The organism is Aeromicrobium sp. REDSEA-S38_B2 (assembly GCF_001628525.1).
In the GTDB taxonomy this organism is placed as follows: Bacteria; Actinomycetota; Actinomycetes; order Propionibacteriales; family Nocardioidaceae; genus Aeromicrobium; species Aeromicrobium erythreum.
The window spans coordinates 44,136-58,958 of sequence record NZ_LUNH01000015.1 but is presented as its reverse complement, the minus strand read 5'-3'; the positions used below and the strand labels follow the sequence as shown (position 1 = coordinate 58,958).

Here is a 14,823-nt window from a genome sequence, read left to right as displayed (position 1 = left end):
GTCCTCCGAAGAATGGGTGCGTCGCAGCGTACCGATCCTCGACCCCGCTGCGAACCAGAAGTGGGCAGGACGTACGAGACGTGTGCCACGTGGCGGGGCGTGCAGACCTCCGAACTAACCGTCAGACTTGCCTGTTTGTGCGCGGTGCGCCCATGATGCTCCCGTGACGACGACCCGGACGCCGCAGGCCGAGCGCACCGCGGCCATGCGGCTGCGGCTCATGGAGGCGACCGTCGAGTGCCTCGTGGAGCTCGGCTGGTCGGGCACGTCGACCACGGTCGTCTCGCAGCGCGCCGGGGTGAGCCGCGGCGCGCAGCTCCACCACTTCCCGAGCAAGCAGGCGCTGGTCGTCGGCGCGGTGGAGCACCTCACCGAGCGTCGCCGGCACGCGATGGCCGACGCGGTGCGCACGCTGCCCGACGTCGGGCGGACGCGCGCCGTCCTCGACGTGCTGGCCGCGCAGTTCACGTCGCCCGTCTTCTTCGCCGCGCTCGAGCTGTGGGTGGCCGCCCGCACCGACCCCGACCTGCGCGAGGCGGTCGCACCGCTGGAGCGTCGGGTGGGTCGGGAGACGCACGCGTACGCGCTCGAGCTGCTCGACGTCGACGAGCAGCGCGGTCGCAACCGCGAGCTCGTCCAGGCCACGCTCGACCTGCTGCGCGGGCTCGGGCTCGCCGGCACCCTCACCGACGACAGCCGACGCCGGGCCGCCGTGCTCGACGCCTGGGCGGTCACCCTCGACACCGGACTGGAGCGCTGACATGTCATCCACGAGCCCACGGGAACGACTCGAGCAGGTCCTCGCCGACCTCACCGCCGAGGGCGACCAGCTCGACGGGTGGGTCGCCGACCTCCCGGTCCAGGAGTGGGGTGCCGTCACCACGCCCGAGGGCTGGACCGTCGCCCACCAGGTCGGCCACCTGGCCTGGACCGACGAGACGTCGCTCGCGGCGGTCACCGACGCCGAGGCCTTCGGCGCGCTGCTCAAGGAGGCCGCGCAGGACCCCACCGGGTACGTCGACACCGCGGCCGACACCTGGGCCGCGAAGCCCGTGCCGATGCTCCTCGACGCCTGGCGCGCCGGTCGCGAGGCCCTCGCCGACGCGCTGCGCGCCGTGCCGGACGGGGAGCGCGTCCCGTGGTTCGGTCCGCCGATGAGCCCGACGTCGATGGCGTCGGCCCGGTTCATGGAGACGTGGGCGCACGCGCACGACGTCGCCGAGACGTTCGGCATCGAGGTGCCCCGGACCGACCGCGTCCGGCACGTCTGCCACCTCGGCGTCCGCACCCGCGGCTTCGCCTACGTCATGCGCGGCGAGGAGCCGCCGACGAGCGACGTGCGGGTCGAGCTCACCGCGCCGTCGGGCGAGAGGTGGACGTGGGGCGAGGAGGGCGCGGAGCAGCGGGTCACGGGCGACGCGTGGGACTTCGCGCTGCTCGCGACGCGGCGGCGGCACCGCGACGACGTCGACGTCCGGGCCGACGGCGCGGACGCCGACCACTGGCTCGACGTCGCGCAGGCCTTCGCCGGACTCCCCGGTGCCGACCCGAAGCGGCTCTCGGAGCGCTGAGGCCCGAGCGCAGGCGCCTGCGTCACTCCTGCGACCGTGGTCGCGGCGTGCCCGGCACGACGGTGCGGGGGCTCGGTGCCGCCGCCGGGTGCCGTCGCAGCTGCGGGGTGCGGGTGCGGATCGGGCGAGGTCGCACGAACGACGCCTCCATCCAGTGGGCTCGCTCGTCGCCGGTCCTCGGGTCCCAGAAGTCGCAGAGGATCAGCTTTCCCGACCGGTGCGTGGCCCACGCCGGCACGGTCTCCTTCATCGGCCCGTCGTCGTGCTGCCACAGGCAGCCCACCCACACGGGACGCGGCTGCGGGAGCGGCACGCCGCCCGTGGTGGGCGCCGGCTGCTCGTTGACCAGGCTGCTCATGACTGGTCGCCGCCGCCTGTGCGGGCGGCCTGGTCGATCAACGGGCCACTGGTCATGTGAGGTGTCATCGGTGGCTCCCTGCTCCGAGGAGGGCGCAACGGTCCCGGTGCCGCTGCAGTTCGTCCCACCCTGCGCGCGTCGAGGCGAGGTCAGACGGGCCCGACCGAGAACTCAGTAGCCGCGAGGAGGAGAACGCGTAGCGCGGACCGCTCGCACGTGGATGCGGCAGGTCAGCGCGCGTCGCTGCCGCGCACTGCCGTGTCCAGGACGACGAGCAGCTCCTCCAGCCGGGTGCGACCGCGCCGAGGCCGGGGGTAACGGCGCAGCACCGCGGGCACAGGAGGCGCGGCGCGCTCGGCCAGTGTGGCCCGCACGACCCCGACGTCCTCGCCGCGCAGCTCGGCGACTCGTGCCACGCAGGCTGCCGACCGCAGGACGTGCCCGACCTGGGTCGCCTGGGCGAGCGGGTGCAGGTAGGCCGCGCCCGCCGCGTCCGCGCAGGCCAGTGCAGCGAGACGGGCCACCTCGTCGGGTGCGTCCCGGGCGGCCCGATGGGCGGCGAAGGCGGTCGTGCGCTGACGGTTCGAGCGCGCGGCACCGTCGGCGAAGGCCCGCGCGGCGTCGAGCGCCTCTCGCGGACGCGCGTCGTCGTCGACGGCCGACTCGAAGACGGGCAGGACGTCGGCAGCGCAGGCAGCCGCGAACCGCACCACGGCGCGCAGCTCCTCGACGGTGAGGTCGAGACCGGGCGGTGTGGGCATGCCCTCATGGTGCCGGGTAGTCGGCGGACCGTCCAAGAACAAACAAGCAGGCTTGACTGTTTGTAACGTCCGGTGCGATGCTGCCGAGGTGACCGTCCGCATCGGCAACTGCTCCGGCTACTACGGCGACCGGCCTACCGCGTTCCGGGAGATGCTGGAGGGCGGCGAGCTCGACTACCTCACCGGCGACTACCTGGCCGAGCTGACCATGCTCATCCTCGGCAAGGACCGGATGAAGGACCCCGAGGCCGGCTACGCGAAGACCTTCCTGCGCCAGCTGCAGGACGGACTCGCGCTCGCCCGCGAGAAGGGCGTGAAGGTCGTCGCCAACGCCGGCGGCCTCAACCCGGCCGGCCTCGCCGCACGCATCCGCGAGCTGGCGCAGGAGCAGGGGATCGACGTGCAGGTCGCGCACGTGGAGGGTGACGACCTGCTGCCGCGGGCGGCCGAGCTCGGCCTGAGCGACGTCGGCGGAGGCAGCCTGCTCACCGCCAACGCCTACCTCGGGGCGTTCGGCATCGCCGCAGCGCTCGACGCCGGCGCCGACGTCGTCGTCACCGGCCGTGTCACCGACGCCTCGGTCGTCATGGGTCCGGCCATCCACGCGCACGGCTGGGGCCGCGACGACCTCGACGCGCTCGCCGGCGCCCTGGTCGCCGGCCACGTGATCGAGTGCGGCACGCAGGCCACCGGCGGCAACTTCAGCGGCTTCCGCGCTCTCGACACCTGGCGTCCGCTCGGCTTCCCCGTCGCGGAGGTCGACGCCGACGGCAGCAGCGTCATCACCAAGCACGCGAGCACCGGCACGACGGAGACCGGCGGAGCCGTCACCGTCGACACCGTCACCGCACAGCTGCTCTACGAGGTGCAGGGTCCGGCCTACCTCAACCCCGACGTCGTCGCGCACCTCGACACCCTCGCCCTGACGCAGGAGGGCCCCGACCGGGTCCGCATCAGCGGCGTCCGCGGCACGCCGCCGCCCGCCACCACGAAGGTCTGCCTCAACCTGCTCGGCGGGTTCCGCAACGGCGTCGACCTGCTCCTCACCGGACTCGACATCGAGGCGAAGGCCGCGTGGGTGCGTCGGGAGGTGGAGGCGGCGCTGCAGGACGACCCGCCGGACGAGCTCGTGTGGACCCTCGACCGCACCGACGTCTACGACCCGCCCACCCAGGCCTCGGCCACGTCCTACCTGCGGTGCGCCGCCAAGAGCAGCCGGCCCGAGCCGGTCGGCCGCGCGTTCAGCGACGCGTTCGTCAACGTCGCGCTCGCGTCGTACCCGGGCTTCACGCTCACCGCCCCGCCCGGGCGCGGCACGCCGTACGGCGTTTACCGCCCGGCGTACGTGCCGCAGTCGGAGGTCCCGCACGTCGTCGTGCACGCCGACGGCCGACGTGAGGACGTGGCCCCACCCGCCACGACCGCCGACGTCGCGGTGGAGCCGGCTGACGTGACCGCCGCTCCCGACCTCGGCGCGAGCCAGCCCCGGCCGCTCGGCGAGCTCGTGCACGCGCGCTCCGGCGACAAGGGCGGCGACGCGAACGTCGGGCTCTGGATCCCCGCCGACCACCCGCGCCGCGCCGACGCCGTCGCGTGGCTCGTCGGCATCGTCAACGCCGGCTGGGTGCAGGGGATGCTGCCCGAGGCCGCCGACCTCGACGTCGACGTGCACCCGCTGCCGAACCTCGGCGGCGTCAACGTCGTCGTCCACGGCCTGCTGGGAGAGGGCGTGTCGTCGTCGACCCGGCTCGACCCGCAGGCCAAGGCGGTCGGTGAGTGGCTGCGCGCCCGCGTGACCGCAGTGCCCACCCGACTCCTCGAAGGACGACGCCCGTGACCACCTCCCACAGCGACCTGTTCGCGACCCCCGAGCGGCAGGCCCTGCGCACCGCCGTCGAGCAGTTCACCACCCGCGAGATCGTGCCGCACCTGCCGCAGTGGGAGGACGACGGCCAGCTCCCGCGCGAGCTGCACGCGGCCACCGCGAAGGCCGGCTTCCTCGCCGTCGGGTACCCCGAGGAGGTCGGCGGTGCCGGCGGCGACGCCGTCGACGCGTGCGTCGTCACCGAGGCGATGCTCGCGGCCGGCGGCTCCACCGGTCTGCAGGCCAGCCTGTTCACGCACTCCATCGCCCTGCCGCACATCATCGACGCGGCGTCGTCGGGCGCCGGTGGCTCGCGGCTCGTCGACCTGTACGTCCGGCCGACGCTGGCGGGGGAGAAGATCGGCTCGCTCGGCGTCACCGAGCCCAGCGGCGGCTCTGACGTCGCGAACATCCGCACCCGCGCGGTGCGCGACGGCGACCACTACGTCGTCAACGGCGCGAAGACGTTCATCACCTCGGGCGTGCGGGCCGACTTCGTCACGACCGCCGTCCGCACCGGCGGGGACGGTCACGCCGGGATCTCGCTGCTCGTCATCGACAAGGACACGCCCGGTTTCACGGTGAGCAGGAGCCTGCGCAAGATGGGCTGGCACTGCTCCGACACCGCTGAGCTCGCCTTCGACGACGTCCGCGTGCCCGTCGAGAACCTCGTCGGCGAGGAGAACGGCGGCTTCTACCTCGTCATGCAGCAGTTCGTCGGCGAGCGGCTCGGGCTGGCCGTCCAGGCGTACGGCACCGCCCAGCGGGCACTCGACCTCGCCGTGGCGTACGCCCGCGAGCGCGACACGTTCGGCAAGCCGCTCATCGCGCGCCAGGTGATCCGCCACAAGCTCGTCGAGATGCACGCCCGCACGTCGGCCGCGCGGGCCCTGACCCGGCAGGCGCTGGTCCGCTCGCTGGAGACGCCCAAGACCGACCCGTCGCTCATCCTCGACGCCGTCACCGCCAAGAACGTCGCCGTCGCCGCCGTCGAGCACGTGGTGCACGAGGCCGTGCAGGTCTTCGGCGGCATGGGCTACATGCGCGAGTCCGAGATCGACCGCCACTACCGCGACGCCCGCATCCTCGGCATCGGCGGCGGCGCCACCGAGGTGATGAAGGACCTGTCCGCGAAGCTGCTGGGCTACTGAGAGGCATGCCGTGAAGACCACCATCGACCCGACGTCGGCCGCCTACGCCGACAACCGCGCCCAGATGCTGGAGCGCGTCGCTGACCTCGCCGAGCAGCACGCGAAGGCGCTCGCCGGGGGAGGGGAGAAGTACGTCGCGCGGCACCACGCGCGCGGCAAGCTGACCGCCCGCGAGCGCATCGAGCTGCTCGTCGACCCCGACACCCCGTTCCTCGAGCTCGGCGCGCTCGCCGGCTGGGGCACCGACTTCACCGTCGGCGGCTCGATCATCACCGGCATCGGCGTCGTCGAGGGCGTCGAGTGCATGATCGTCGCCAACGACCCGACCGTGAAGGGTGGCTCGTCCAACCCCGTCACGGTCAAGAAGGGCTTCCGCGCCGCCCAGGTGGCGGAGGAGAACGGGCTGCCGACGATCAACCTCGTCGAGTCCGGCGGTGCCGACCTGCCGACGCAGAAGGACATCTTCATCCCCGGCGGCGCCAGCTTCCGCAACATCACCCGCGCGAGCGAGGACCGTCGCCCCACCGTCGCGCTCGTGTTCGGCAACTCGACCGCGGGCGGCGCCTACATCCCCGGCATGAGCGACTACGTGGTCATGGTCGACGGCGGCGCGAAGGTGTTCCTCGGCGGACCGCCGCTCGTGAAGATGGCCACCGGCGAGGAGTCCGACGACGAGTCGCTCGGCGGCGCGTCGATGCACGCGAAGACGTCGGGCCTGGCCGACTACCTCGCCGCCGACGAGCACGACGCCATCCGGCTCGGCCGCCAGGTGGTGCGCCGGCTCAACTGGCGCAAGAAGGGCCCCGAGCCGGTGGCCGACTACGCCGACCCCGTCCTCGACGAAGAGGACCTGCTGGGCATCGTCCCCACCGACCTGAAGATCCCCTTCGACCCGCGCGAGGTCATCGCCCGGCTCGTCGACGGCAGCGAGTTCGACGAGTTCAAGCCGCTCTACGGCTCGAGCCTCGTCACCGGCTACGCGCAGCTGCACGGCTACCCGATCGGCATCCTCGCGAACGCGCAAGGGGTGCTGTTCAGCGCCGAGGCGCAGAAGGCCGCGCAGTTCATCCAGCTGGCCAACCAGACCGACACGCCCCTGCTGTTCCTGCACAACACGACCGGCTACATGGTCGGTGCGGAGTACGAGCAGGGCGGCATCATCAAGCACGGCGCCCAGATGATCAACGCCGTCTCCAACTCCAAGGTCCCGCACCTGTCGGTCGTCATGGGCGCCTCCTACGGCGCCGGGCACTACGGCATGAGCGGACGCGCCTACGACCCGCGCTTCATGTTCAGCTGGGTCGGTGCGAAGTCGGCCGTGATGGGCCCCGCGCAGCTCGCGGGCGTCATGGAGATCGTCGCCCGCCAGTCGGCGGAGTCGAAGGGACAGCCGTTCGACGCCGAGGGCTTCCAGGGCGTCAAGGACTACGTCGAGCAGCAGATCGAGGAGCAGTCGCTCGCCTACTTCACGTCGGGCATGGGCTACGACGACGGCGTCATCGACCCCCGCGACACCCGCGCGATCCTCGGCATCTGCCTGTCGGCCATCCACACCGCCCCCGTCGAGGGCGCCCGCGGCTACGGGGTGTTCCGCCTGTGACGCGCGCACGCCGCTGGTCGAGTGCCTCCACGAGCGCCAGCGAGGGGAGGCGTATCGAGACCACCCCGAGCCGACGCTGGGACTCGCTCCACGCTGATCCGTTGCCGAGTGGTCTCGATACGTCACGACCAGCTCGCTGGCGCTCGCCGTCGTGCCTACTCGACCAGCGGAACCGTGTCGCTGGTCGAGTAGCGCGGAGCCGCTGGGGGCACCTCCCGCTTGCGGGGGCCGCAGGAGCGTGCTCCGGGCGTATCGAGACCACCCTGGCCGGATCAGCGCTCCTGCTGACGATCGAAAGGACCTCCTCATGATCCGCACCGTCCTGGTGGCGAACCGGGGGGAGATCGCGCGGCGGGTGTTCCGCACCTGCCGCGACCTCGGCATCCGCACCGTCGCCGTCCACTCCGACGCCGACGCCGACGCGCCGTTCGTGGCCGAGGCCGACGTGGCCGTCCGGCTCGAGGGGAACGCGCCCGGCGAGACCTACCTGCGCGCCGACCTCGTCGTCGACGCGGCCCGCCGCGCCGGCGCCGACGCCGTCCACCCCGGCTACGGCTTCCTGTCGGAGAACGCCGGCTTCGCGCGTGCGGTGGCCGACGCCGGCCTCACGTGGATCGGCCCCACGCCCGAGTCGATCGACGCGATGGGCAGCAAGATCCGCGCCAAGGAGCTCATGGCCGAGGCGGGCGTGCCGATCCTCAGCGTCGATCCCGGGACCGCACGCCCTGAGGACTTCCCGCTGCTCGTGAAGGCGTCCGCCGGCGGCGGTGGTCGCGGCATGCGCGTCGTCGAGCGCGCGGAGGACCTCGAGGGCGAGCTGACGGCAGCCGCCGCGGAGGCGGCATCGGCGTTCGGCGACGACACCGTGTTCGTCGAGCCGTACCTGCCGACCGCGCGCCACGTCGAGGTGCAGGTGCTGGCCGACACCCACGGCACCACCTGGATCCTCGGCGACCGCGACTGCTCCCTCCAGCGGCGCCACCAGAAGGTCGTCGAGGAGGCCCCCGCGCCGAACCTGAGCGACCCCGTGCGCCGCACCCTGCACGACGCGGCGCGAAACGCCGCCGAGGCGGTCGGGTACGTCGGTGCCGGCACGGTCGAGTTCCTCGTGGCCGACGGCCACGCCGACGACGGCCGCGTCTACTTCCTGGAGATGAACACCCGCCTGCAGGTGGAGCACCCCGTGACGGAGGAGGTGTTCGGCGTCGACCTCGTCGCGCTGCAGCTCTCCGTCGCCGAGGGCCACCCGTTGCCCGCCGAGCAGCCCGCCGGACCGACCGGCCACGCCGTCGAGGTGCGCCTCTACGCCGAGGACCCGGCCGACGACTACGCGCCGCAGACCGGCATCCTGCGCACCTTCGAGGTACCCGAGGGCCCGGGCCTGCGGACCGACTCCGCGGTGGAGTCCGGCTCGGTCGTCACGCACTTCTACGACGCGATGATCGCGAAGGTCGTCGCGCACGGCGCCGACCGCGCCCAGGCGGTGCGCCGGCTCGACGACGCGCTGCGTCGCACGCGCGTGCACGGCCTGACGACGAACCTCGGGCTGCTGCGCGGGGCCCTCGCCGACGAGGAGTTCGCCGCCGGGCGCGTGCACACCGCGCTGCTCGGGGAGCGGATCGAGGCCTGGACCCGTCCGCTGCTCGACGACGACGCCTTGCAGCGCTCGGCCCTCGCGGCGGCGCTCGCGCAGGCACGGTCGGCGTCCACGTCGTCGCCGGTCCTCTCCCGCATCCCGACCGCGTTCCGCAACGTGCCCAGCCAGCCGCGCACCCGTCGGCTGCGTCTCGGCGACGACGAGCTCGTCGTCGAGTACCGGGCCGAGGGCGGCAGGCTGGTCAGCGACCTCGCCGACGTCGTCTCCGTCGAGCCCGAGCGGGTGGTGCTCGCCGTCGACGGGGTCACGGAGGCCTACCGCGTCGCGGTCGGCGAGGAGACGGTCGACGTCGACGGCCCCGCCGGGTCGCTGTCGTTCGACGTCGTCCCCACGTTCGTCGACCCCGCCGACGTGTTGGCGGAGGGCTCGCTCCTCGCGCCGATGCCGGCGAGCGTCGTGAAGGTCGGCGTGGAGGCCGGTCAGCAGGTCGAGAAGGGCGACGTGGTCGTCGTCCTGGAGGCCATGAAGATGCAGCACACCATCACCGCGCCGACCGACGGCGTGGTCGCGGAGCTCGCCGTGACGGCGGGCCAGCAGGTCGAGTCCGGGGCCGTCCTGGCCGTCATCGAAGGGGATCCAGCATGAGCCAGTTCACCGAGTCCGAGGAGCGGCGCGAGCTCCGCAAGGCCGTCGCGTCGCTCGGCGCGAAGTACGGGGAGAAGTACTTCCACGAGGCCGCCGCCGAGGGCCGCAAGACCACCGAGCTGTGGGCGGAGGCGGGACGTCTGGGCTACCTCGGCGTGTCGATCCCCGAGGAGTTCGGGGGCGGGGGCGGCGACATCGGCGACCTCGCGGCGGTGTGCGAGGAGCTGGCGACGGCGGGCTGCCCGCTGCTGCTCATGGTGGTGAGCCCGGCGATCGTCGGCACCACCATCGCGCAGTACGGCACGCAGGAGCAGAAGGAGCGCTGGCTGCCCGGCCTGGCCGACGGCACTGCCACGTACGCCTTCTCCATCACCGAGCCCGACGCCGGCTCCAACTCCCACAACATCGTCACGCACGCCGAGAAGGCCGAGGACGGCAGCTGGGTGCTGAACGGCACCAAGACGTACATCTCCGGCGTCGACGAGGCGAGTCACCTGCTCGTCGTCGCCCGGTACTCCGACGCCCGGACCGGCAAGCTGAAGCCGGCGCTGTTCATGGTGCCGACCGACGCCGACGGATTCACGAAGCAGCAGATCGAGATGGGCGTCGTGAGCCCGGAGAAGCAGTTCACGCTGTTCTTCGACGACGTGCGCGTGGCCGCCGACGCACTCGTCGGCCAGGAGGACGCCGGCCTCGAGCAGCTGTTCGCGGGCCTCAACCCCGAGCGCATCATGGCCGCCTCGATGGCCACCGGAACGGCTCGCTGGGCGATCCGCAAGGCCGTCGCCTACGCCAAGGAGCGCGAGGTGTGGGGCAAGCCGATCGGCGCGCACCAGGCCATCAGCCACCCCCTCGCCCGGCTGCACATCGACGTCGAGATGGCCCGCCTGCTCACCCAGAAGGCCGCCGCGCTCTACGCCGCCGGCGACCTCATGGGCGCCGGCGAGGCCGCCAACATGGCCAAGGTCGCGGCCGGCGAGGCGGCGGCGAAGGCCGTCGACCAGGCCATCCAGACGCACGGCGGCAACGGCCTGGCGCTGGAGTACGGTCTCGTCCAGGCCGTCGCCTCCTCCCGGCTCAGCAACATCGCGCCGGTGTCGAAGGAGATGGCACTCAACTTCGTCGCCCAGTTCTCGCTGGGGCTGCCGAAGTCCTACTGAGCGGAGATTCCCAGGTCCACCTGGGAATCTCCCAGCGAGGCACGATTTTCTGACGTTTGCACGGAAAGCACTCCGTGCTTCGCTGGGATTACCAGGTCGACCTGGGAATCTCGGGCGCCGACGAGAGCTGAGGAGCTGGTCATGGCAGAGCTGGTGCACCTGGACGTCGCCGACGGGGTCGCGACGGTGACGCTCGACAGCGAGCACAACCGGAACGCGTTGAGTCGTCAGCTGGTGACGGAGATGGCCGACCGGCTCGCGCAGGCGGACGCCGACGCGGACGTGCGGGCGGTGCTGGTGCGGTCGGCGCACCGGGTGTTCTGCTCCGGCGCCGACCTGTCCGAGGCGGCGAGCGGCGGGATGGAGGAGGGCGCGCGGGCGATCGTGGCGCTCCAGCGCCAGATCGCGACCGCCGGCACGCCCGTGGTGGTCGAGCTCGCGGGGCCCGTGCGGGCGGGCGGGCTCGGCATCGTCGGGGCCGCGGACGTCGTGGTCGCGGCCGAGTCGGTGACGTTCGCGCTCACGGAGGTGCGGCTCGCCCTGGCGCCGGCGGTCATCTCCCTCACGCTGCTCGAACGCTTCACCGACCGGGCCGCGGCCGAGCTGTTCCTCACCGGCCGTCAGTTCGACGCGCGCGAGGCGCAGGCCGCCGGACTCGTCACCCGCGCGGTGCCCGATGCCGACCTCGCCGACGCGGTCTCGGCCGTGCTCGACGGCCTCGTGCAGGGCTACCCGCAGGGCCTGCGGGAGACGAAGCGACTGCTCAACCACGACCTCGTCGCCCGGATCGACGCTCTCGGCGGCGACGTCGCCGCGCAGTCGGCGCGTCTGTTCGGCAGCGACGAGGCACGCGAGGCCATGACAGCGTTCCTGCAGCGCAAGCGCTGACCGACAGGGCCGGTCAGTCGTAGGCGATCGGCATCCGGTCGACCCGGCAGTGCGCCCGGGGCGACTCGACGACCACGTAGCCGCCACCCGACCCCTCGAACCGTCGCAGCGAGAAGCCCGCGTCGTCGACGAGCGGCACGTCGACCTTCGTGATCTCGCTGGGCTGCACCTCCAGGAGCTGCGCAGGTCCGCCGGCCTCGAGCCGGACGTACTTCGCGGTCGAGTCGCTGTCGGACATGCCGATCGCGGCGGTGACGCGGTCGCACTGGCCCTCGGAGCGCCACCCCACGAACCCGTGGCTGCCGGCGTTCCCGTCGCTGCTGTACAGCCCGAGCGTCTCCCGCGGCGGCGTGCCGCCGTTGACGGTCCCGACCCAGCCGCGCTGGACGCCGCCGGAGGAGTAGTACGACTCGTCGTAGAGGTCGAGCCACGTCCAGCCCGTCACGGTGCGGGCCGGGCTGACGCCGCGCTGCGTGGAGCCGGCGGCCGGGGCGACGACGCGGTACTGCTGCGTGCCGGTGCGGCTGACGGTGACGCGGGAGGAGAAGGTCCGGGTCTTCGTGGTGCGCGGCGTGGCGATGGTCCTCCACGCGCCTGTGCCGACACGGCGCTGGACGGCGAGCTTCTTGCCGGTCGCCTTCGCGCCGCTGACCTTGCCGCTGAGCGTGAGCTTCTGGCCGACGTCGCGCTGGGCGTGGCTCGCGGTGAGCGTGACGCCGTAGGTCGCGGCCTCGGCAGGCGCGGCGAGGGCGACGCTGCCGGCGACGAGGGCGAGTGCTGCGAGGACGGTCCGGTTCGTGGGACGACGGTGCGCTGATCGACGCTGCTCGGGTCGACGGATCATGAGGGCCTCCAGGGGTGCCCTCGCAGGCTAGACCCGCGGCGGGCCCGGCGACCTGAAATCCGTGGAACCGCGTCCCTTCGGGGTCGTTCGACCCGGCGGCCGAAGAGGAAGAAGACGCGAAGAGTCCTTCCGCAGGCCTCGGCAGACCCTCGGCTCGGTCGTAGCGTCGAGAGCATGAAGACTCTGCCTCTCGTCGTCGCCGGGGCGCTGCTCCTGCTGACGGCCGGTTGCTCCTCGCACGACGCCTCCGACCCGTCCGTCGGGTCCGGGCGCCCCTCCCCGACCTCCACCACCGCGCCAGCCTCCACGGGACCGTCCGCGTCCGCGCCGCCGACCCCGACCTCCTCCCCGTCCGCCTCGTCGGCGCCGACGTGCACCACCGCCGACCTGCGCGTGACTGTGCGACCCGACCCGAACGGCGCTGCCGCCGGCAGCACCTTCGACGACGTGCTGCTGCGCAACACCGGCGGCACGACCTGCCTGATGACCGGGTGGCCCGGGGTCTCCTTCGTCACGGGCTCGCAGGGACGTCAGGTGGGTGCGCCCGCCGCACGTCAGGGCACGCCGGCCGTCGTGTCCCTCGCGCCCGGCGCGAGCGCGGAGGCCCTGCTGCAGGTGGCCGAGGCCGGGAACTTCGCGCCCTGCACGACGACGTCGGTGCGCGGTCTGCGGGTCTACCCGCCGAACCAGCGCGACGCCGTCTTCGTCCCGATGCCCACGAAGGCCTGCGCGCAGACCTCGGCGCAACAGCTCACCGTGCGGCCCGTGGTGCTGCGCGGCTGACGGCGCTCACGCGTCGCGCAGCAGCGTGTCCAGACCGCCCACCACGAACCGCACGAGCCAGTCGTGGCGCATCGCGAGGTCGGGTGCGCCGGGCGTCCCCTCGGTGAGGTACTCGAAGCGACCGGGACCGGCGAAGAGCTGCAGGCTCGAGGAGACCAGCAACAGGTAGGCGTCGAGCACGGCCACCGGTCGGGCGTCGGGGTAGAGGTCCTGGAGCCGGCCGACGAACGTCGCCGCGATCGCGTTGTACTCCTCGGCCACGAGCACCTGCTCCGGCAGGGCCGAGACCGACAGCTGCGCCACGAACCGGAAGTAGTCCGCCCACCCGGGCCGTCCGGCCCGCTCGAGCATGGGCTCGGTGAACGCCCGCACCACGTCCTCCAGCGACCTCGCCGCGGCCAGCCGGGTCCGACGCTCGGCGTTCAGCGGCTCCACCCGGCGCAGCAGCACCGCGCGGAACAGCTCGCGCTTGCCCCCGAAGACCTCACTGACCGTCGCGGTGCGGACGCCGGCGTCGCGGGTGATCTCTCGGACCCCGACCCCCGCGTACCCGGAGCGCGCGAACGACCGCTCGGCGACGTCGAGCAGGACCTCGCGCAGCTCCTCGCGCTGCCGGCGCCGCGGGGCCGGAGAGGCGTCGGCCGTGGTGCGGCTCATGCCGCGAGCACGCGGTGCACGACGTGGCCCACCCCGTCGAGGACGAGCTCGAGCTCGTCGCCCGGGCCGATCCAGCGACCCGTCTCCATGCCGCTGCCACCCGGCAGCGTGCCGGTGGCGAACAGCTCGCCCGGCAGGAGCCGCTCGCTGCGCGACGCGTGCGCGAGCACCTCGCCGAGGCTCCAGCGCATCCCGGCCGTCGAGACCTCCGCGACCACCTCGCCGTTGACGACGACCCGTCCCTGCAGCGCGTCGACATGGGGCAGGACCGCCTCGGCGGTCACGAGCACCTCCGACATCGAGCTGGCGAAGTGCTTGGACTTCTGGGGCCCGAACCCGCTGGCCATCTCTCGACGCTGGACGTCGCGCGCGCTCAGGTCGTTGACCAGCACGAAGCCGCCGATCGCGGCGGTCGCCTCCTCCGGCGTCGCGTCGAGCAGCGGCCGGGCGAGCACGAACCCCAGCTCGAGCTCGTAGTCGAGCGCGCTCGAGTACGACGGCGGCCTGATCTCGGTGCCGCTGGGCACGAAGGTCAGGTGGTTGCCGAGGTAGTAGATCGGCTGCTCCTGCAGCAGCTGGTGGGGGCGGAAAGCCGGGAACGGACGGCGGGTCAGGAGCTCCACGGCGCGGGCGGCGCGGTACTGCGCGGGGTGGAAGCGCCTCACGAGCCCGCGCGACGCGTCGATGGTGTGCTGCTCGAAGAGCATGTAGTCGCGGAAGGAGAGCGGCTGGAACGGCAGCAGCGTGCCAGAGTCGTCCGGTGCTGCGTCCTCCGGCGCTGGGTCGTCCCACGCGCGCCCGAGGACGTCCCAGGGCGTGAGGCTGGCGTCGGCCGGCTCCCACGCGCCGTCGGTGCGTCGTTGCGTGCGCACCTGTCCATCGACGCGGATCCGTCGGACCTGCACGGTCGCCACCACCTTCCGGAACACCTGTTCCGCAGAAGG

Annotated in this window: 14 protein-coding genes; 9 read left to right on the top strand and 5 right to left on the bottom strand. The window is 73.0% G+C overall.

Annotated features, from left to right (window positions below):
- Window positions 1-163 precede the first annotated feature (163 nt).
- Together A6Q81_RS03395 and A6Q81_RS03390 are read left to right on the top strand one after the other, a co-directional pair.
- The gene (locus tag A6Q81_RS03395; RefSeq protein WP_286689544.1) at window positions 164-760 is read left to right on the top strand and encodes a TetR/AcrR family transcriptional regulator; all 597 of its coding nucleotides are present in this window, start codon (window positions 164-166) and stop codon (window positions 758-760) included.
- Between the two features lies 1 nt (window position 761).
- Window positions 762-1,571, top strand: coding sequence for a TIGR03084 family metal-binding protein (locus A6Q81_RS03390; RefSeq protein WP_286689543.1), 810 nt, complete (start codon window positions 762-764; stop codon window positions 1,569-1,571).
- 22 nt (window positions 1,572-1,593) lie between these two features.
- Here A6Q81_RS03390 and A6Q81_RS03385 read toward each other — a convergent pair whose 3' ends face one another.
- Window positions 1,594-1,929 carry a hypothetical protein gene (locus A6Q81_RS03385; protein WP_067853107.1) on the bottom strand — a complete coding sequence of 112 codons (336 nt, stop codon included), beginning with the start codon at window positions 1,927-1,929 and terminating at the stop codon, window positions 1,594-1,596.
- A 230-nt stretch (window positions 1,930-2,159) separates the two neighbouring features.
- Window positions 2,160-2,690 carry a putative immunity protein gene (locus tag A6Q81_RS03380; RefSeq protein ID WP_067853109.1) on the bottom strand — a complete coding sequence of 177 codons (531 nt, stop codon included), beginning with the start codon at window positions 2,688-2,690 and terminating at the stop codon, window positions 2,160-2,162.
- Window positions 2,691-2,778: 88 nt separating this feature from the next.
- Here A6Q81_RS03380 and A6Q81_RS03375 point away from each other — a divergent pair, with 88 nt between their 5' ends.
- The 6 genes from A6Q81_RS03375 (at window position 2,779) to A6Q81_RS03350 (ending at window position 11,595) form a co-directional block, all read left to right on the top strand.
- Window positions 2,779-4,527 carry an acyclic terpene utilization AtuA family protein gene (locus A6Q81_RS03375; protein ID WP_286689542.1) on the top strand — a complete coding sequence of 583 codons (1,749 nt, stop codon included), beginning with the start codon at window positions 2,779-2,781 and terminating at the stop codon, window positions 4,525-4,527.
- Window positions 4,524-5,705 carry an acyl-CoA dehydrogenase family protein gene (locus A6Q81_RS03370; protein WP_144433610.1) on the top strand — a complete coding sequence of 394 codons (1,182 nt, stop codon included), beginning with the start codon at window positions 4,524-4,526 and terminating at the stop codon, window positions 5,703-5,705. Before A6Q81_RS03375 ends, A6Q81_RS03370 begins: the two co-directional genes overlap by 4 nt.
- Before the next feature lie 10 nt (window positions 5,706-5,715).
- Window positions 5,716-7,305: an acyl-CoA carboxylase subunit beta gene (locus A6Q81_RS03365; RefSeq protein WP_502692800.1), complete on the top strand. Its 1,590-nt coding sequence runs from the start codon at window positions 5,716-5,718 to the stop codon at window positions 7,303-7,305.
- A gap of 307 nt (window positions 7,306-7,612) precedes the next feature.
- Window positions 7,613-9,547 carry an acetyl/propionyl/methylcrotonyl-CoA carboxylase subunit alpha gene (locus A6Q81_RS03360; protein ID WP_286689541.1) on the top strand — a complete coding sequence of 645 codons (1,935 nt, stop codon included), beginning with the start codon at window positions 7,613-7,615 and terminating at the stop codon, window positions 9,545-9,547.
- Complete coding sequence (locus tag A6Q81_RS03355) at window positions 9,544-10,707, top strand: acyl-CoA dehydrogenase family protein (protein WP_067853114.1); 1,164 nt, start codon at window positions 9,544-9,546, stop codon at window positions 10,705-10,707. Before A6Q81_RS03360 ends, A6Q81_RS03355 begins: the two co-directional genes overlap by 4 nt.
- 141 nt (window positions 10,708-10,848) lie before the next feature.
- Window positions 10,849-11,595 (top strand): enoyl-CoA hydratase-related protein, encoded by a 747-nt coding sequence (locus tag A6Q81_RS03350; RefSeq protein ID WP_286689540.1) that lies wholly within the window; start codon window positions 10,849-10,851, stop codon window positions 11,593-11,595.
- A gap of 13 nt (window positions 11,596-11,608) precedes the next feature.
- On the opposite strand, the gene A6Q81_RS03345 is transcribed toward A6Q81_RS03350, so the two are convergent.
- Entirely contained in the window at window positions 11,609-12,439 is an 831-nt protein-coding gene (locus tag A6Q81_RS03345; protein WP_286689539.1) for a hypothetical protein, read from the bottom strand.
- 174 nt (window positions 12,440-12,613) lie between these two features.
- Here A6Q81_RS03345 and A6Q81_RS03340 point away from each other — a divergent pair, with 174 nt between their 5' ends.
- Window positions 12,614-13,222: a DUF4232 domain-containing protein gene (locus tag A6Q81_RS03340; RefSeq protein ID WP_286689538.1), complete on the top strand. Its 609-nt coding sequence runs from the start codon at window positions 12,614-12,616 to the stop codon at window positions 13,220-13,222.
- A 6-nt stretch (window positions 13,223-13,228) separates the two neighbouring features.
- On the opposite strand, the gene A6Q81_RS03335 is transcribed toward A6Q81_RS03340, so the two are convergent.
- Both A6Q81_RS03335 and A6Q81_RS03330 read right to left on the bottom strand, forming a co-directional pair.
- On the bottom strand, window positions 13,229-13,879 hold the full coding sequence (locus A6Q81_RS03335) for a TetR/AcrR family transcriptional regulator (protein ID WP_286689537.1): 651 nt from the start codon (window positions 13,877-13,879) through the stop codon (window positions 13,229-13,231).
- On the bottom strand, window positions 13,876-14,808 hold the full coding sequence (locus A6Q81_RS03330) for a fumarylacetoacetate hydrolase family protein (RefSeq protein WP_286689536.1): 933 nt from the start codon (window positions 14,806-14,808) through the stop codon (window positions 13,876-13,878). The genes A6Q81_RS03335 and A6Q81_RS03330 overlap by 4 nt, the downstream gene beginning before the upstream one ends.
- Between the last annotated feature and the right edge of the window lie 15 nt (window positions 14,809-14,823).